At 42.6% G+C, this 18,421-nt stretch carries 19 protein-coding genes and 2 pseudogenes; 14 read left to right on the forward strand and 7 right to left on the reverse strand.

The annotated features are described in order from the left end of the window. Window positions 1-45: 45 nt before the first annotated feature. From AC4MC0_RS00500 to urtE, 6 genes are all read left to right on the forward strand, one after another. Window positions 46-447, forward strand: coding sequence for a hypothetical protein (locus tag AC4MC0_RS00500; RefSeq protein ID WP_491887205.1), 402 nt, complete (start codon window positions 46-48; stop codon window positions 445-447). A 397-nt stretch (window positions 448-844) separates the two neighbouring features. Then, the gene (gene urtA / locus AC4MC0_RS00505) at window positions 845-2,128 is read left to right on the forward strand and encodes an urea ABC transporter substrate-binding protein (protein WP_004691771.1); all 1,284 of its coding nucleotides are present in this window, start codon (window positions 845-847) and stop codon (window positions 2,126-2,128) included. A gap of 96 nt (window positions 2,129-2,224) precedes the next feature. Continuing rightward, a complete protein-coding gene (gene urtB / locus AC4MC0_RS00510; RefSeq protein WP_491887206.1) occupies window positions 2,225-3,856 on the forward strand; it encodes an urea ABC transporter permease subunit UrtB in 1,632 nt (543 codons plus the stop codon). Between the two features lie 4 nt (window positions 3,857-3,860). Further along, complete coding sequence (gene urtC, locus AC4MC0_RS00515) at window positions 3,861-4,934, forward strand: urea ABC transporter permease subunit UrtC (protein ID WP_078425114.1); 1,074 nt, start codon at window positions 3,861-3,863, stop codon at window positions 4,932-4,934. Next, complete coding sequence (gene urtD / locus AC4MC0_RS00520; protein WP_004691767.1) at window positions 4,931-5,749, forward strand: urea ABC transporter ATP-binding protein UrtD; 819 nt, start codon at window positions 4,931-4,933, stop codon at window positions 5,747-5,749. The genes urtC and urtD overlap by 4 nt, the downstream gene beginning before the upstream one ends. A 10-nt stretch (window positions 5,750-5,759) precedes the next feature. Further along, a complete protein-coding gene (gene urtE, locus AC4MC0_RS00525) occupies window positions 5,760-6,458 on the forward strand; it encodes an urea ABC transporter ATP-binding subunit UrtE (protein ID WP_078425113.1) in 699 nt (232 codons plus the stop codon). A gap of 75 nt (window positions 6,459-6,533) precedes the next feature. Here the strand turns inward: urtE and AC4MC0_RS00530 are convergent, their stop codons facing one another. Beyond that, on the reverse strand, window positions 6,534-7,256 hold the full coding sequence (locus AC4MC0_RS00530) for a hypothetical protein (protein ID WP_333654275.1): 723 nt from the start codon (window positions 7,254-7,256) through the stop codon (window positions 6,534-6,536). 201 nt (window positions 7,257-7,457) lie between these two features. On the opposite strand from AC4MC0_RS00530, the gene AC4MC0_RS00535 reads away from it, so the two are divergent. Continuing rightward, window positions 7,458-7,964 carry a DUF1877 family protein gene (locus AC4MC0_RS00535; RefSeq protein WP_291391066.1) on the forward strand — a complete coding sequence of 169 codons (507 nt, stop codon included), beginning with the start codon at window positions 7,458-7,460 and terminating at the stop codon, window positions 7,962-7,964. Here AC4MC0_RS00535 and AC4MC0_RS00540 read toward each other — a convergent pair. The 3 genes and pseudogenes from AC4MC0_RS00540 to AC4MC0_RS00550 form a co-directional block, all read right to left on the reverse strand. Further along, window positions 7,953-8,459 (reverse strand): GNAT family N-acetyltransferase, encoded by a 507-nt coding sequence (locus AC4MC0_RS00540; protein ID WP_078425110.1) that lies wholly within the window; start codon window positions 8,457-8,459, stop codon window positions 7,953-7,955. The two genes, AC4MC0_RS00535 and AC4MC0_RS00540, sit on opposite strands and share 12 nt — an antisense overlap. Before the next feature lie 97 nt (window positions 8,460-8,556). Next, window positions 8,557-9,291, reverse strand: a complete 735-nt coding sequence (locus AC4MC0_RS00545; RefSeq protein ID WP_094148410.1) for an outer membrane protein OmpK — start codon at window positions 9,289-9,291, stop codon at window positions 8,557-8,559. Window positions 9,292-9,430: 139 nt separating this feature from the next. Next, window positions 9,431-9,649, reverse strand: a pseudogene (locus AC4MC0_RS00550) (hypothetical protein); the annotation flags it as partial. Between the two features lie 330 nt (window positions 9,650-9,979). Between AC4MC0_RS00550 and AC4MC0_RS00555 the strand changes: the two are divergent. The 5 genes from AC4MC0_RS00555 (at window position 9,980) to AC4MC0_RS00575 (ending at window position 14,324) form a co-directional block, all read left to right on the forward strand. Further along, entirely contained in the window at window positions 9,980-10,354 is a 375-nt protein-coding gene (locus AC4MC0_RS00555; protein ID WP_004691760.1) for an HPF/RaiA family ribosome-associated protein, read from the forward strand. Window positions 10,355-10,493: 139 nt separating this feature from the next. Next, window positions 10,494-11,036, forward strand: a complete 543-nt coding sequence (locus AC4MC0_RS00560) for an ankyrin repeat domain-containing protein (protein ID WP_491887207.1) — start codon at window positions 10,494-10,496, stop codon at window positions 11,034-11,036. A 14-nt stretch (window positions 11,037-11,050) separates the two neighbouring features. After that, entirely contained in the window at window positions 11,051-11,821 is a 771-nt protein-coding gene (locus AC4MC0_RS00565) for a transporter (RefSeq protein ID WP_491887208.1), read from the forward strand. A gap of 19 nt (window positions 11,822-11,840) precedes the next feature. Then, window positions 11,841-13,667 (forward strand): protein-disulfide reductase DsbD, encoded by a 1,827-nt coding sequence (gene dsbD, locus AC4MC0_RS00570; RefSeq protein ID WP_491887209.1) that lies wholly within the window; start codon window positions 11,841-11,843, stop codon window positions 13,665-13,667. A gap of 18 nt (window positions 13,668-13,685) precedes the next feature. Continuing rightward, window positions 13,686-14,324, forward strand: coding sequence for a glutathione S-transferase family protein (locus tag AC4MC0_RS00575; RefSeq protein WP_078388303.1), 639 nt, complete (start codon window positions 13,686-13,688; stop codon window positions 14,322-14,324). Here the strand turns inward: AC4MC0_RS00575 and AC4MC0_RS00580 are convergent. After that, a pseudogene (locus tag AC4MC0_RS00580) lies at window positions 14,321-15,553 on the reverse strand (GGDEF domain-containing protein). The gene AC4MC0_RS00575 and the pseudogene AC4MC0_RS00580 overlap by 4 nt on opposite strands. A gap of 225 nt (window positions 15,554-15,778) precedes the next feature. Here AC4MC0_RS00580 and AC4MC0_RS00585 point away from each other — a divergent pair. Further along, on the forward strand, window positions 15,779-16,345 hold the full coding sequence (locus AC4MC0_RS00585) for an FMN-dependent NADH-azoreductase (RefSeq protein WP_039890677.1): 567 nt from the start codon (window positions 15,779-15,781) through the stop codon (window positions 16,343-16,345). A 69-nt stretch (window positions 16,346-16,414) separates the two neighbouring features. On the opposite strand, the gene AC4MC0_RS00590 is transcribed toward AC4MC0_RS00585, so the two are convergent. After that, window positions 16,415-17,326 carry an alpha/beta hydrolase gene (locus AC4MC0_RS00590; protein WP_094148492.1) on the reverse strand — a complete coding sequence of 304 codons (912 nt, stop codon included), beginning with the start codon at window positions 17,324-17,326 and terminating at the stop codon, window positions 16,415-16,417. Window positions 17,327-17,481: 155 nt separating this feature from the next. Here AC4MC0_RS00590 and AC4MC0_RS00595 point away from each other — a divergent pair, with 155 nt between their 5' ends. Then, window positions 17,482-17,919 (forward strand): DUF2147 domain-containing protein, encoded by a 438-nt coding sequence (locus tag AC4MC0_RS00595; RefSeq protein WP_058951520.1) that lies wholly within the window; start codon window positions 17,482-17,484, stop codon window positions 17,917-17,919. Between the two features lie 49 nt (window positions 17,920-17,968). On the opposite strand, the gene AC4MC0_RS00600 is transcribed toward AC4MC0_RS00595, so the two are convergent. Next, window positions 17,969-18,319 carry a Spx/MgsR family RNA polymerase-binding regulatory protein gene (locus AC4MC0_RS00600; RefSeq protein WP_078425102.1) on the reverse strand — a complete coding sequence of 117 codons (351 nt, stop codon included), beginning with the start codon at window positions 18,317-18,319 and terminating at the stop codon, window positions 17,969-17,971. Window positions 18,320-18,421: the final 102 nt, after the last annotated feature.

The following is an 18,421-nucleotide window of genomic DNA, read 5'->3' on the forward strand; positions in this document are numbered from 1 at the left end:
TCTATTATGATGACTAAAAACTAAATTGGCTTTAAGAGAATAAAAATGGAATATCAAGAAAAACATTTAGCGGAAAATATACGAAATGATATGGGCATGGATGAAGAAGAATTACAGGAAATGCGTGAAGCTGATGTGGATGATGAAACACTACATACCTTAAGCTTAGCAGGGCGTGTCGAATGGAAAAAAAGAATTTTGTATTATGCCAATTTATTAAATTCTGAGATGAAAAAAATTTTAGACAATGAGTTAGCACTAGGTAATCGAATCAGTGATGCACATTGTGATTATCCTGAACAAGGCTCAATACACGTTACCCTTGCTGAAAAGTTTAAAGGAAATTATAAAGAACAAAATGTTAAATATACGAAAGGTAATGATCCACATTATTGGTTTGAAGATTACACATCACTAAATCAACCTAGGCATATGATTCTGCATTAAATGCATAAATTGTGTTATTTGAACACTTTTAATCTAAAAATAAAAAGCCCGTACATTGCGGGCTTTTTGTTGCGCAGATGGGCCATAAGATTGCGCTTAATCTGTGCACAATTTTTCAGTCAATCAATTGAATTAGGCGAAATGAATTGATTTGGAACAAATGATGTATACAAGTTTGTATGCAGAAAAGTAGCCATTTGGGCGAAAATCTACCTAAAATACAGTGCATTTAAAAATAAATAAATGATTGATAAATATTGAAATAATTAAAAATTTGATAATGATTTTCACATCGTAAAACCCTGCTTGGCATAGAAATTGAATTGGCACTCATAGCGCGAATAACAATCATGCATTGCAAAATGCACCCTAAGTTTCAAGTTTGGAGAAAATCAAGATGTTCCAACAAAAATTACTCACTAAAACATTCCTTGCAACTGCAATGATGGGGACTATTGCTTTGACAGGTTGTTCAAAACCTGCGGAGAAAGCGGAAACAGCAACGTCTGAGCCAACAGCGGCAGTGAGCAGTGGTGACACCATCAAAGTCGGAATTTTGCACTCGCTCTCAGGCACCATGGCAATTTCTGAAACCTCTCTCAAAGACACAGCATTGATGACCATCAATGAAATTAATGCCAACGGTGGGGTACTGGGCAAAAAGTTAGAACCTGTAGTGGTCGATCCAGCATCTGATTGGCCTTTATTTGCTGAAAAAGCACGTCAACTCATTACCCAAGATAAAGTCGCGGTGATTTTTGGTTCATGGACATCGGTATCGCGTAAGTCAGTGTTACCTGTGGTAGAAGAGTTGAATGGTTTATTGTTCTATCCCGTGCAGTATGAAGGGCAGGAGCAGTCGAAAAATATTTTCTATACAGGCGCCGCACCGAACCAACAGGCGATTCCTGCGGTGGAATATTTGATGAGCGAAGAGGGCGGTAAAGCAGAGCGCTTTGTGCTACTCGGTACGGACTATGTCTACCCACGCACCACCAATAAAATTTTACGTGCGTTCTTGAAGTCCAAAGGTGTGGCCGATGCGGACATCATGGAAGAGTACACCCCCTTCGGTCATAGTAACTATCAAACCATTGTCGGTAATGTGAAGAAATTTGCTGCGGGTAAGAAAACCGCAGTAATTTCAACCATCAATGGCGATTCTAACGTACCGTTCTATCGTGAGCTGGGTAACCAGGGCATTAAAGCTTCGGATATTCCAGTCATGGCTTTCTCTGTGGGTGAAGAAGAACTCCGTGGTATTGATACCAAACCATTGGTTGGACATTTGGCTGCTTGGAACTATTTCATGTCGGTGAAAAACCCGACTAACACCGAATTTGTCAATAAAATGAAGCAGTATGCGGTGCAGTATAAGCTACCGAATGCTGACAAAATCGTGACCAATGATCCGATGGAAGCCACCTATGTGGGCATCAATATGTGGAAGCAAGCGGTTGAAAAAGCAGGTAGCACCGATGTTGATAAAGTTCGCGTTGCGATGGCAGGTCAAGAGTTCAAAGCACCTTCAGGCTATACCTTAAAAATGGATGCTGAAAATCATCATCTACAAAAACCAGTGATGATTGGTGAAATCCGTGGTGATGGTCAGTTTGACGTGGTCTATAAAACACCAAATGTGATTAAGGCGGAACCTTGGAGTCCGTACATTCCTAAATAATTTCCTTAAGCGTTGAGCCTGCTGCGATTGCTGTGGGCTTTTCAGTAAGCACATCCCGATGTGGGGTGTTTTAAGCAAGCTTAAGGAGGTCATATTATGAATCTTAAATTTTTTTGTGCTGCACTGTTGTGCGCAATGGCACAGCTCGTGAGTAGCAGTGTTTGGGCTGAAGAGGCTCAACTTTCTGCTCAGACCCAAAGCGTATCAGCATCGAATGATACGATTCAACGTTTTGTCAAAGCTGAGTTTGCTGAGCGCCGTGTCATGCTCAACCAATGGCCGGGGACGATTGAAGAATTTGATCGATTGGTGGCACTGATCGACAATGATGAGCTGTATCGAGACAGTACAGGTACGACGTATATTTTAAAAAATAATGAAAAATTATTGCGTTATCCCGATGAGCAAGTGATTGACACTTGGCCGGGGGATTTGTCTCAGGTAACTTTGGTCAACACCTTACGTAAGGCTTTAAATTTTGGGCAGGCACAGGCCAAATTAAAATCTGAAGAATCTGCCCAACGTTTAGCAGCCATTGATATTTTAGAAAATAATCTGTCTGAACTGAATGTTGCGCAGATTAATCAGCTCTATCTGCATGAACAAAATAATAAAGTTAAACAGCGCTTGGCACAGCTCAAAGCACGCCTCGACTTTGAAAGTCCAGATGTTTTAGTCCAAATTCAGGCTGCTAAAGTCCTTACCAATTCCAACCGTCCCGAGGTGCTGGCACTGGTTGAGCAGGCTTTAACTCAATCAAATTTGAACCCCGAACTCAAAGCTGTTTTGGTGGATGCCAAAAGCCAGATTAAAACACGGATTCAGGCCAGTGAATGGGCTGGACATGTGTTTTCAGGTTTCAGTACAGCCAGCATTTTACTGCTTGCGGCACTCGGTTTGGCCATCACTTATGGCCTGCTTGGTGTGATTAATATGGCGCATGGCGAGTTGATTATGATCGGAGCCTATACCACCTATGTGGTGCAAAGCCTGTTTAAGACTTATTTAGGCAGTTATGTCGATTGGTATTTGATTGCTGCTATTCCTGCAGCCTTTTTGGTGAGCGCGTTGATTGGCATGTTGATTGAACGGACGGTGATTCGTCCACTGTACGGTCGTCAGCTTGAAACCTTGTTGGCCACTTTTGGGGTCAGTCTGATTTTGATGCAATTGGTGCGGATGATTTTTGGCGCACAAAATGTTGAAGTCTCGAATATTTCTTGGTTATCGGGTGGGATAGCGCTGAGTCCAAGTTTAATGCTGCCGTATAACCGGATTGCCATTATTGTGTTTACGGTTGCGGTGCTACTGCTGTTGGTTTACCTACTTAATAAAACCCGCTTTGGTCTGTTTGTTCGTGCCGTAACACAAAACCGTCAAATGGCACGTGCTGTCGGTATCCGCTCTAGCCGTATCGATATGTTGGCCTTTGGGCTGGGTTCAGGCTTAGCTGGTCTAGCAGGCTGTGCCTTAGCACAAGTGGGCAATGTTGGGCCTGATTTGGGTCAGAACTACATTATCGATGCTTTCTTGGTTGTTGTGGTGGGTGGTGTCGGGCAAGTTTGGGGAGCTGTGCTGGCGGCGCTTGGTTTAGGGATCAGCGGTACAGTCCTTGAAATTGGGATGGGGGCTGTTCTTGCTAAAATTATTCTACTGGTTCTTGTGATTTTGTTTATTCAAAAACGTCCACAAGGTTTGTTTGCCATCAAAGGCCGTTTTGTGGAGTAAGCGCATGAAAATCACTTCTTTATTTTCCGATAAACCTTATAGTGCGCTCGCTATTGCGGTCTGCTTTGCGGTGATGTTGATCCTGCCTTGGTTACATTTGCTACCAGTCGATGCAGCCTTTCATCTCTCTGCGTATTGGGTCACCTTGATTGGTAAAATCATGTGTTTGGCTTTGGTGGCTTTGGCGTTGGACTTGGTTTGGGGTTATGCAGGCATTTTAAGCCTAGGCCATGGCTTGTACTTTGCCCTTGGTGGCTACGCGTTTGGTATGTATCTGATGCGCCAGACGGCAGGTGACAGCCTGCCTGACTTTATGCGTTTTTTAAGCTGGACTGAACTACCGTGGTATTGGGTGGGCAGCAATCATTTCTTATGGGCTTTGGCCTTGGTGGTATTGGTGCCCGGTATGGTGGCCTTCATCTTTGGTTTCTTTGCCTTTCGCTCCAAAATTAAAGGCGTGTATTTCTCGATTATTACCCAAGCCATGACATTTGCTGCGGCACTGTTATTTTTCCGCAATGAAACAGGCTTTGGCGGAAACAATGGGTTTACTGGCTTTAAGACTATTTTAGGCATGGACATCACGTCTGCGCCCATGCGTGCCACCTTATGTTCTCTAACGGCTTTGGTGTTGATGCTGTGCTTTGTGGGGTTGCGTCATCTCATGAATAAACCCTACGGTCGTGTGCTGGGGGCGATTCGGGACAGTGAAAACCGCTTGCAGTACTTGGGCTATCGTACGCTGTGGTACAAGCTTTCTGCATGGGTACTGTCCGCAGTGATTGCAGGTATTGCAGGAGCTTTGTATGTGCCTCAGGCTGGCATTATTAACCCGAGTGAAATGAACCCTGTCAATTCGATTGAAATGGCGGTATGGGTGGCTGCGGGTGGGCGTGGCACCTTGATTGGCCCAATTTTGGGTGCAGGGTTAATTAATGGCGTGAAAACTTATTTCACCGTGGCTTATCCAGAAGCATGGTTATTGATCTTGGGTGCTTTATTTATTGTGGTCACCATTTTCTTACCCAAAGGTGTCATTGGTCTGTTTGACCGTTTTAAAAAGGAGCGTAGCAAATGAGTGAGCTAATACAACCTCATGGTGGCCATGCTTCAGACGGCTATGGACGTCCCAAAGAGCAAGGCGCCGACTTCAGTCATGGGATTGCACTGTACTTGGAAAAAGTTAGTGTTTGGTTTGATGCTTTTCGTGCCTTAAATGATTTATCGCTATACATCCAAGAAGGCGAGCTACGCTGCATCATTGGGCCCAATGGGGCAGGTAAAACCACACTAATGGATGTGATTACGGGTAAAACCCGACCGACCGAAGGCTCCGCTTTTTTTGGGCAAAACTATGATTTGGCCAAGATGAGTACCGAGCAAATTGCGGAAGCAGGCATTGGACGTAAATTTCAAAAACCAACGGTGTTTGAAAACTTTAGCGTGATGGAAAACTTACTGCTTGCTGCACCAAAAGATAAGCGGGTGAAGAAAAGCTTTTTTAGCAAACTTGACCCAGATGCACAGCTGGCTTTGGACGAGTCTTTGGCTCAAATTCGCCTAGAAGAATGGGTACACAAACCTGCGGGGCTGTTGTCACATGGACAAAAGCAATGGTTGGAAATCGGTATGTTGCTTATGCAACGTCCTAAGCTGATTCTACTCGATGAACCTGTGGCGGGTATGACCGATGCCGAAACGGAACGAACCGCTGAGCTATGTTTAGAGCTGAAGAAAAATCACACCTTGGTGGTGGTTGAACATGATATGAGCTTTATCGACACCATCAGTGAGAAGGTGACGGTACTGGCTCAAGGGGCGATCTTAGCCGAAGGTACATTGGCTGAGGTACAGGCCAATGAAGATGTGATTGAGAAATATTTAGGACGTTAAGGAGCCGACCATGTTAGAAGTCAAAGACGTCAATCAGTTTTACGGTGGCAGCCATATTTTAAGAGATGTCTCCTTTCAGGCCCCTGTGGGAGAGTGCTCCGTGGTGCTGGGGCGTAATGGCGTAGGGAAAACCACTTTACTGAAATGTTTAATGGGGATTTTACCGATTAAGTCCGGACAGATTTTACTTGATGGTCAGGACATTTCGAAAATGAGTCCCGAGCAACGCGTGCGTGTAGGTTTGGCTTATGTGCCGCAAGGGCGTGATATTTTTTCAACCTTAACTGTCGAAGAAAATATCCTGATTGGCATGGCCAAGTTTAAGGGGGTGAAAACTCGAAAAGTGCCTGAGCATTTGTATGAAATTTTCCCAATTTTAGATGAAATGAAGCACCGCCGAGGCGGAGATTTATCAGGGGGGCAGCAGCAGCAACTGGCGATTGCGCGTGCTTTAGCATCAGAGCCTCGGGTGTTAATTTTGGATGAGCCTACAGAAGGCATTCAACCTTCTATTATCAAAGACATTGGCCGAGTGATTCGTAAACTGGCGGATGGCGGCGACATGGCGGTGGTTTTGGTCGAGCAGTTTTATGATTTTGCCGAGGAGCTGGCCGATGCATATACCGTCATGGCCCGTGGGCAAGTGATTGCGCAAGGCGCAGGCTGTGAAATGCCTGCAAAAGGTATTCGAGAATTGGTAGCGATTTAAGCTTTTTTATTCTCCCCCCTCTTCCCAAGGGAGAGGGGGGAGAATAATGAAAATCTTGAATATTGTATCGCGATCTTAGTCTACTTTTAGAAATAAACCGTCTGCTGAAATATTGTGCCCAAAACCACAGCTCATGTTATTGGTTTCGCTGACACGGATGGTGTGTCCCATTTTGGGATCGAAGGCGAACTTTAAATTAATTTTACAGTCGTCGACCTGATATTGCGCTTGAGTTCGATTGAGCGGCATGGTGGTTTCAAATTCGCCAATATTGGGTCCGTAGATGAGACTGCGTAGTCCCATATAAAGACCATGAAATTCAATTTTATACACATTTTTAAGCGGTTTTACCTCAATCTGATTCCACTGCCCAAAACCTGCATACTGTACATATTTGCCTGCCAGTGTTGCTGATTGTTTAGGGGGTGGCAGTTGCTTTAAATTAAATTGACTGGATTTAGACTCAGCATCACGCAAAAACCATGCTCTAGCCCAAAGCGGTTTTCCCAACTTGCTATAACTTAAACCGACATTGTTGTTGGCAATTTCGACATCACGTTCAGTGAGGGATACACCACTTTCAGGTTGATTCATTAAACAAAAAGAAGACCACGTCGCCTGATACTGAAATTGCTCTAACGCTTTTTGATATTGTTTTTGATCATAAAATTTCTTACCAGAGTTGGCAGAGCTTTTGACTTTAGCACAACCTTGGCGAAGTTCTTGTTCAAAGGTATCGTCTGCTGAAGCGAGTGTGCTTACAGTCAAAAGTCCAATCAAGAATGGATACTTAAGCATAATTTGATTCCATTTTCGTTATGCTTTGAATAAAACATAGGGAGCTATTCGAAGTAAAGGGACAATCTTTAGGGGCTCGGAATTATTATTCAAGATAGAGAGATGATGGAAACTGAAAAATTACTCATACAAATTGATTGAGCGATCTGCTTTTAGACGCGTTAAGCTAATGCAAAGCAACAACAAAATAAGAGCTGCCATATGGACACATTATTATTAAGTATTCGCCCCAATGCTTTGGAAACATTGATTTTAGAATCTATTTCTATCGACGATGTGCTGAATTCGGAGCACATCGAGTCGCATCTGCTTTTAGGTAAAAACTGGAAAATCTTACAGACCTTATTGCAAGGCAGTTTTAAGTCTGGCACTTCATTACTTGCTTTGAGTGTACAAGCCGAGCATCACTTGGCAGAGCGCCAAAAACAACTTACAGAGGTACGTTATAACACCGCGGTTCGTGTCGTTGAAGTCCAAGAGGCTTTAGAAAAACTGGCTATCGATGACTTTAAAAAACATATGCAAACCACATGTTTGAAACGCTTAGAACAGGAACATGGCATCCAGAGCGAATCGATTGAATTGCAATTTGCTGAGTTGAGTTTAATCTTTGCTCAGCTCAGAAACTTTTATGAACATGCGGCCAAGCATACCTATGCCGTGATCAGCGTCACCAGTGACAATCTAACGCCAATCTCACTGATTTAACAGCAGTTGCATCAACACCAGATCACGCCATTGCCCAAACTTCTGTCCGACTTGGGGCATATAGCCAGTTTGTACAAAGCCAAACTTTTCATGCAAAGCAATTGATGCCAAATTGGCGTGGTCTATTCCTGCAACCATGACATGCATGTGCTGCATTTTTGCTTGTTCAATCAAATAGGCTAAAAGCTGTTGACCTAAGCCCTGACGGGCATAGTTGGGTGAAATATAAATCGAGTGCTCAACGGTATAACGATAGCCTGAAAAATTGCGAAAAGTGGCATAGTCTGCAAAACCTGCAATGGCCTGCGTTTCTTGGTCTTCCACCACGCAAAATGGAAATTGGTTTTGTTGAAAGTGTAGTAGTTGTTTTTGGAAATGTGCTAAATCATAGGCATGTTCATTCCAAGTGGCCATGCCATGTAAGACTTCTGCATTATAAATATTTTGGATCTCGGGCAGATCGTGTTCAGTAGCCGGACGAATGAGAAAAGACATGAAGTCAAGGTTGTATGCGTTGGGAGGGTTATCATGCTGCTTTTACATAAAAAAAAGCAAGACAGAAGTCTTGCTTTTGGATATTCACAAAAGTGAATTAGAAGTGGTATTTAATTAACGCACTTACGTCATTTTGGTCAACGCCTTTATAGCCGTATTTGTTATTCCAAACTGAGTGCTCGATACCTACGTAAAGGCGTGTATCTGGAGAAATGTGTTTACCTACATTCCATTTATACTGACTAGTCCAGTTTAACTCGCTTGCATGATTTGCATTTTCACCTGTTGACCAGTCAAGGAAGGCATCAACTAAAAAGTCTTCAGAACCAAGTTTGAACGGTACTGCATAGTTGATGGTCATTTGATAATCATCATCAGTCAGGTCGTTATCTGCTTTGTAGAAGTTGATGTTTGCATACTGTGTATATGGCACGTTTAAGGCAAAACCAATACCATAGAGGTAGTTATTGAAACCTTCACCGCCTTCCCATGTCGTTGCAACTAGCACATCTTTAACTGGGCCAAGCTCAAGTTTAGTTCCTGTCATTGCACCTAAGCTGAAACGTGGTGCAACTTCAAAGTAAGTTCCATTGCCATCAGCATCGTTGTTGGTACGGTCAGCGAAAGCGAAGAAATCGCCATATTTGAAGCCCGCTGCGTATTCTGCAGTAATGGTTGTTTGCTCAAGCTTTTCGTCTTCAGTTTCGAACGGTGATTTGTAGTTTTCACCATATAAACCAGTGATGCTAAAGTCTTGCCAAATTGGCGCAGCTTGAGAGATTGCCGCAGCAGAAGATAATGCTAAGAAAGCAGCAAGTTGAGTCAGTTTCATGAATATTTCCCCAAAAAATCGGATACAGGATACCGATTATTAAGCAAAAATAAAGCCAAATTTGACGAATGTCATGGAAAATAGATATCAAAATGAGCCATTTTTTATACTTTTTTACCAAATGGTTTAATGTTTCCTTTCAGGCATGACACTTAATTTGATATGGATTTTCATGGAAAAATGTTAAGTGATTGAATAATAAATTTAGCAATATCGACATGATACTGCTCGAGAGAATCATAGAATGCAACAGAGTTTGCACTTATTGGGGGATGTTTGCAAAGAATGAATGGTCGATGTTTGGAGTCATTCCTGCCGTAATTGAAGTTGTCATAATCATTAGATTTTTTTGTTCATTCTAGCCAATGAAGTCACGTGAATAGTTAGAAGATGGAATCAAATCCATCTGTTTTTAGCCATGTAAGTAAGGGCTTGTCACAATAAGTATCCTTTTCATATTTTTTTAAAAATATCACTTGCATAATTTTCAGTTAGGCCCGATATTCAAAGGAGAAGGACACAGATCTGCAGACTCAAAAGTGTTCATCATTCAATCGATGGAGATTACATTCCAAAGCAATTGAAGATGGTCGAATACTGTTAAAACAGTAAGTTACAAGTGTGCCAAGAGATAAAAATCTTCGTACAAAAAAAGAGTCGAATAAAGAAAGAGAGAGGATGTTATTTTATGAACATAGAAATCCGTACAGATAAAAACATTCAAAATAGTGACCGTTTAATTAGTTATATACGCGAAGAGCTGAATCAAGAATTTCAACGTCACAGTGAGCGCATTACCCACTTTTCAGTGCATCTAAGTGATGCCAATAGCCATAAAGGCGGAGATGACGACATTCAATGTATGATTGAAGCGCGTCCAGCAGGTTTAAAACCCGTGGTTGTAAATCATAAAGGTCATAATGTCGATACTGCGATTCATGGCGCGATCGATCGCCTTAAACGTAGTTTAGAACATACCTTTGAAAAAAATGATAAACCACGTGCTGGCCAACCTGTATATGCAGATCAGGATGATGGCCTAGTTGATGATGAGGAAGATTAAACCTCACCGAATTTAAAAAAAGCCCCTCAATCAGGGGCTTTTTTAATGCTGGGCACTCACTTTTATCCAACATTACGGATAACAAATGTCCCGTTTATTCGGCATAATAGAATAAACTGAATTGAAGAGCGTCATCTCCATGTTAACCGCGCAACAACAAGCTTTCGTGCAAGCACTTGAAGAATTAGATCTTCAACAAGTTCAACGTCTATTGACCGATGGGTTAAGTCTCAATTTTATCGATCCTGAAAAAGGACCTGTGATTTCTGTTTGGTCAGACGGCTTATTCAAATGGTGGGAAGCGATTTGCGAAGCGTATGAAGCAGGTGCACCACTGTCAGAACAAGAAAAACAACAAACTCTAACGGTACATTTAGATATTTTAGAACAACTGATTCATGGCAAAGCAAACTTGCATTTGTGGGATACAGAAGAAATTTATGGCCCACTTTGGGATGCGGCAAGTGCTGCATGTGCGCCAGCGGTCAAACGTTTATTGGACGAAAAAGTCGATCCAAACACCAAAGATGAAGATGGCTTAACCATTTTATCCTCCATTAGCGATTTATTCTTTGATTGTGAGTTTGACGAAATTAATTGGGCCGAAGCATTGGCTGAAGAAAAGCAAACTTTAGAGTTGCTTCGTCAGCATGGTGCAAAAATGACAAAAGAATTAGCTTAAACAGCGAGATCATCATGATGCAATTAAAACATTTAGGTTTATGTGTAGCCGCTGGATTCAGTATGAATGCGATGGCTGCAGATTTTTCCTTTGACCGCCCAGGTTCGGGCATAGGGACAGGGATTACGCCTGTGGGGCAGTTGGCTTGGGAGCAGGGCTTGGCCAATGCGCACTATGCTGAATCGACCACGGCTGATGGTGAAAAAGTCAAAACTACCAGCTTAAATGCAGATATGTTATTGCGCACAGGTTTAGCTGAAAACATCGAATTGCAATTGGGTTGGGCTGGACCTTCTTGGCAACAAGTGAAAGTGGCCGGCCACAAGTCTGAAACAGACGGTTTGGGTGATGTCAGTGTCGGTGTAAAAGCTGCGATTCCCTTGGATGATGAACGCTTGAGTATGGCGGTACTGGCTGAAGCGATTATGGCCACAGGTAATGATGGTTTCACCAATGAAGATGATATTTATAGCCTGTCATCTGTGGTGGCATACGATTATAGCGACCTCGTGTCGACATCCATTACCATGCGTTATGAAGTGCAAAATAGTGATTGGGCCATTTCTGCGATTCCGACTTTAGAATATCAATTTACCGATAAACTCAGCGGTTTTTCTGAATTGGTTTATCGTAAAGCAGAAAGTCAAGACAATGAATATGCGCTCGGTACAGGTGTCATGTATGCGGTGAATAATCGGATGCAGTTGGACGCAAGTGTTGGTGTTGACTTAAATGGTTCAAATAAAAGTTATTATTCAGGTCTTGGTGTTTCATACTTATTTTAATTAGAAAAAAGAACATATTATGAAAAAGCATCTTCATCTGAAACAGGGGATGAGCGGCAAAACGTGGTATCTGGCGCTGTCAGTATTGATCATCAATCTGTGTATCTGGGCCAGTATTCTAAACGTTCATGCGGAAACTCCACTCCTTTCAGCTGAAGATGCTTTTCCATTTACAGTGGAATCCACGACTGAGCATACCGCTCAACTGCACTGGAATATCCCTGAACAGTATTATCTGTATCAGCACAAATTTGAAGTGCAACAGGCGGGTCAGCTGCTCAAGCTTGAGCTACCTCCTGCGCATGATCTGTATGATGAAAACTATGGACACACCCAAGTTTATTATCAACAAGTGCAATTTGATTTAGATACACAAGCTTCGCAAACTTATAAGGTGACTTGGCAAGGCTGCGCTAAAGATCGTATTTGCTATCCACCGCAAAGCATTGAGTTTAAAACTGATGTCAATGGCTTGGTCAGCCTACAAGACCAAGCAGGTGGGTCAAAACGACTGTTAGATTTAGCCGCGCAGTCGAATCCGCAATTTGAGCCGATCAACCCAACGGTCACTGCTGAACCCGCCGCAACAGCTTCTGATATGATGGCTGCGCAAGACCAAATTTGGTCTGAAGAGTTAGCCCAAAGCTCATTGGCTTATGGTTTATTACTGTTCTTTGGCCTTGGGATATTACTCGCGTTTACGCCGTGTTCTTTGCCGATGTTGCCGATTTTAACTTCTTTAATTATTCGCGATAGCAAAGGCCTGAAAGCATGGATGATTGCCTTGGTCTTTGTGTGCAGTATGGCTATGGTCTATGCCATTTTGGGCTTGGTGGCCTCATCAGCAGGTTTGAACTTCCAGCGTTGGTTACAACAGCCATCCACCCTGATTGCTTTTAGCATTCTTTTTGTTTTATTCGCGCTCAATCTATTTGGTTTGTTTGAACTTAAACTGCCGCAAGCCGTGGTGAATAAACTTGATCATATCCAGTCTATGCAAAAGGGTGGAAGCCTGATCAGTGCTGCGATTATGGGCATGATCTCTGCGCTGTTAGTTGGACCGTGTATGACGGCACCTTTGGCAGGCGCTTTACTGTTTATTTCGCAAACACAAAGTCAGTGGCAAGGGGCAATTTTGTTGTTCACCTTAGGCTTTGGTATGGGGACACCATTGTTATTGGCAAGCGTACTGGGTGCTAAGGTATTGCCTCGTGCTGGGCTGTGGATGAATCAGGTTCGGGTATTCTTTGCTTTCATCATGTTGGCTTTGGCGCTGTATTTTGTGCGTCCTTTGCTTTCTGAAACATGGATGCAAGCACTGAGTCTGCTGCTAGGCTTGAGCTTTATTATTTATGTGTTGTATCGTTTGATGTGGCATAAAACTCAGTTGCGTATGCTGTACATCGTGGCTCTAGTCATTGGCGGGACGTACATTGCCTATAGCCAATATCAGCAGAGTCAGCGTTTCTTTGAAGCGCCAGTGGCTGCATCTGCGCGTTGGCATGTGGCAGCGACGGCAACGGAGTTTAAGCAGCTCTTGGCACAAGCACCAAAAGGTCAAAAGATTATTGTCGATGTCTATGCGGATTGGTGTGTTGCTTGTCAGCCAATCGAACACCGTATATTAAAGTCTGCAAAGGTACAGCAAGCGCTTGCGCCATATTATTTGATTAAATTGGATTTGAGTCATTACGATGCAACCCATCAAGTGCTTTTAAACCAGTGGGATATTTTAGGACCACCGACCTATTTATTCTTAGATGCCTCACAACAAGAAATTCGTGGTTTACGTTTAACGGGTGCATTTACTGAGGCTGAACTGCTAGCTCAATTACAACGTTTTTAACCTGAAGGAGAGCGGGGGATGCAACGTTTATATATTGCCAATAAAAATTACTCCAGTTGGTCGATGCGAGCATGGCTGGTCTTGACTGCATTTAACATCGATTTTGAAGAGGTACTGGTTCGCTTTGATGCGACAAATCCCAGTTTTAAAGAGCAACTGTCCCTCATTCATGCCAATGCCAAAGTGCCCGTATTGGATGTGGGCGAATTTAAAATTTGGGATTCTTTAGCCATCTGTGAATATTTGGTCGAGCAAAATCCAGATTTAGCCCTGTGGCCCAAGCTGACCCATTTGAGAGCACAAGCACGGAGTATCAGTTGTGAGATGCACAGTAGTTTTATGGCACTACGCCAATTGTGCCCCATGAATATTCAAGCGCAGTACAGCATAGCTGAGGGTCAAGCTTTGTGGGCGCAGCATGCTGAATTAAGAGCAGATGTCGAACGAATTGAACAAATTTGGGCACAGCGTTCGGATGAGCATACCTTTTTATTTGGTGATTTTTCTATAGCCGATGCCTTCTATGCCCCTGTAGTGATGCGTTTCAAGAGTTATGCACTACCTGTAGCCGAACGCAGCCAGCAGTATATGCAACACATCATGCAGCATCCTGCGGTTAAACAATGGGTCGACGCGGCACGGGCAGAAGCCGTTTAGTTAGGTGAAATATGCTGTGTGTCTGCACATGCGGCGCTATATTTGATCTCACTGGGATTGATTTCTAAATAGCATTTGATTTGATTACGTCCACTGGCTTTAGCGGCATAGAGTGCTTTGTCTGCTTGATCCAAAAGCTGTTGCGGTTTCAATTTATCCGCCGCTAGGGCAATGCCGAAACTGGCAGTAATGCGAATTGCACGTCCATTTTCATTTTGAATCACTAAATCTTCAATGGCTGCACGGCAACGTTCCGCGATTTGACGAGCTTTAAGAGCAGAGGACTGCTTTAAAATGAGTATAAATTCTTCACCCCCAAAACGGCCCACTACATCACTTTCACGCAAATGAAGGCCTAATTTTTGACTTACGGCAATCAGAACCGTATCTCCCATATGATGTCCAAATTGATCATTGATATTTTTAAAGTGGTCGAGGTCTAAAAGCACGATGGCATAGGGGCAATTTTTATCATGATGCAACTCATCTAAGCTTTGGTTAATACTGCGGCGTTTCAAGGCGTTGGTGAGTGGGTCGGTCTGACTTAAATGTTGAATCAGTCGCTCACGATGCCGCCATTGGCTGAGTAAGATTTCAAATAAAATCAGACAAGTGACAAGAATAGGGGCAATGAAATACAGCATTGAAAATAACCAAAACCCATTATAAAACAGCTTGCCGTTAATGGTGAAAAGTGGAGAGTAGGGCATGACATCTATAAAACTGAGATAGCCTGAGAAGACCAAAAAGCTGGTTGCGAGAATCAGCATGATATAAATGATTTTGCGTTTAAACAGGACTAAGCCCACGGTCAGCAAGCACATGTAGGTAATCATAGTCATTGGGCTTAATACGCCGACGAAATAGCTGTCTTGGCAAAGAGAAATGACAAAAATGCCGATCGCGACATAGGGTAAAAAACGCTGCACCCATACGCGATCATGTAGGACATAGCAGGGATAAATCAGTCCTGACAAGGTCAGTAAAAAGATAGAGTTCAGTACAAATTAGATGCGTACAATATCGAGATTGACCACCTGCCAATATTGCGGGTTCAGTAGGATAAAGCTATCCCAACCGAGCCAAGCAACATGAATAATGCAAGCCAAAACCAACATCAGAATGCACTTTTTCAAGGTGCTCCAATTCATGATGACTTCCTCTTCAAGTAGATAATGAGAAAGTTTATTTTTATTTAATTTTTTAGAGCTGGAGGCTAGTGAATTCATTCAATCTTTTTATCCTCTACTTTCATATTCTTTTAAATTTAAATAGTGTAATTAATTCTTAAAATTGAATCTAAAGATAGCATCTAAAATCATAGAAAAAATATCCCTATAAAAAGGAAAAAGTGTTCTATTTTTGCAACATAGTGTTTTAAATAAACCAATTATTCTAAGAGCGGGATTCTTTTAAGATGCAGCTATTCAATAAAGATTATGCGGGAACATCCCATGAAAGTTTTACACATCGATTCAAGTATTATGGCGGATGCCTCTGTATCTCGTCAGTTGAGCCAAGCCATTGTTTCGCAACTCAGCGAAAAGCATGCGCAAGTTGAGGTTGAATATTTGGACTTGGCAACGCAACCGATTCCACATTTAGACGCAGAAATTTTAATGGGTCAAAATGCAGAACAATCGGCTTTGGGCGAACGTATTATTCAACAGTACTTAGATGCGGACGTTGTGGTGATTGGTGCGGCGATGTATAACTTCGGGATTACTTCGACTTTAAAAGCATGGATTGATCGCATTAGTGTTGCAGGTCGTACCTTTAAATATACGGAAAATGGCCCTGTTGGTTTGGCTGGTGACAAGAAAGCCTATATTGCCAGTAGTCGTGGAGGTGTCTATGGTGAAAATAGTCCTGTTGACTTCCAAGAAGGCTTCTTAAAAACTGTCTTTAATTTTACTGGTGTGACCGATGTTGAAATCATTCGTGCTGAAGGCGTGAATATGGGCCCAGAGCTGAAAGACAAAGCCATTGCAGCAGCTCTAGCGCAGGTGCAAGCGATTTAAACAATAACTGTAGTTCCATGATTCCTCATTTGGTCAGCGTTAAGCTGACCTTTTTTTATGCGAACTTGTTTAGTCTTGGTCGAGCGCTTGAGCAAACGTTGCGATGTCATGCAACGCCATTTTAGCTTCTGGAAACCATGCATTAAACATTTGAAAGTTATGCCACATGCCTGTGTATAGTTTAAATGTCACATCTACACCTGCCTTGGTCGCTTTATCTCTAAACCGCTGGGCATCGTCCAAGAGAATTTCTTTTGAACCGACTTGTACAAGGGTTGGCGGGAGGTCTGCTAAATCATCAAATAAAGGTGAAATGAGCGGGTCCGCTGGGTCAATTTGCTCTGGGACATAATAGTCGATGCCTGTTTCAAGGGCTTCGATGGATAATAGTGCATCGAGCTTGCTGTTATAGCGAATAGACTCACTGGTTAAGCTTAAATCCAAAAACGGCGAAAGTAGAATTAGTCCACTGACTTGAGGACATTGCTCATCACGAATTCGCAGCGCCAAGGCTAGCGCTAAATTTGCACCACATGAATCCCCCGATAAAATAATATCTTTGGCCTGTATACCTTGCTCCAATAACAGCAGATAAACATCAAACAGCGCATCAATGGCTTCAGGATAGGGGTGTTCGGGTGACAACGGATAGTCAAGGTGAATGACTTGCATTTGTGTACTGGCTGCAAGGTCTGAGACAAACGCACGGTGGGTATTCATTGAACCTAAAAAGAAAGCTCCACCATGAATATGCAAAATGAGCTGAGTGGCTTCAGTTTCAGGTTTTAACTCTTCCGCACGCAGGCCTGCAAGACGTAGAGGACGAATGCGAATCGATTTATTGAGCGGAAATGCACGACACATTTGTTCAAGAAGAAAACGCTGACTACTGGGTGGGAGACTAAAGCGACTTGGGGTTCGAATCGTGGTTTTTAAAAACTGCTCTGTAATGATTTGTTTCCATGGATCGGCAATCTTCATAGTTATTCCATTTTGTTATTTGTTTTACCTTGAGTTTGTGTATTTACCAACATAATTTACAAGGTTACACTAATTGGTCACATTGAAAAATTGAAAAATTGTTGTGACTTTTTAATAATGATAGTCGTCTATACTAGACTAGGGAAATGACAAAAATGAAAAAAATTGCACTTGCGTTAAGCGTACTAGGATTAACCGCTCTAGCTCATGCAGCAGATCCGCTGAATGGCACTGTTTGGAAAACGATTGATGACAAAACTAAACAAGCAAAAGCCTTGGTTAAATTCACTGAGCAAAAAAATGGAACTTTAACTGCGAGTATTCAAGGTATTTTGACGCCAGGTGAAGAAAATGCCTGTACCAAGTGTGAAGGCCCATACAAAAACAAATCGTTGAAAGGTTTAACGATTGTACATGGTCTGAAAAACGCGGGTGGTACAAGCTATGACGGTGGATCAATTTTAGATCCGCAAACCGGTAAAACCTATAAATTAAAAGGCAACATTGCTGCTGGTGGTAAAAAACTAGAGCTTCGTGGTTATATTGGCGTGGCTGCACTTGGCCGTAACCAAACTTGGATTCGCGCGAACTAATCTCATCCAACAAAAAAAGCCGAGCAATTGCTCGGCTTTTTTGTTTTTGTTATGCCTTTAGGGCACGAATTGCATCTTCATTGAAACCCACAATAAAACCATCGGGCGTTGCAATCACGGGGCGCTTAATGAGACTGTGATGGGTCGTGAGGGCATCAATCAGTCCTTGCTCTGAAGCTAAAGCAGTGTCTTGTTCTGCTTCAGTCAACTTACGCCAAGTGGTGCCTTTTTTATTCAGGACCACATCTGCCCCAATCTGATCGAGCCATGTTTTGACAGTCGCAGCATCAATGCCTTGTTTTTTATAATCATGAAACTCATACGCTAAACCTAACTCATTCAGTAGGTCGAATGCTTTTTTCATTGAATTACAATTTTTAATGCCATACACATTTAACATGGAACACCCTTTTGAATTTTAAGCTGGGTTTAGAGTAACGGAAAAAGCAGAGCAGCTCTAGTGTCGCGATTTAAGCCAACAGCGTCATCGTTTTGTCATAAA

This window comes from Acinetobacter sp. CAU_H_S139_7 (assembly GCF_058599305.1).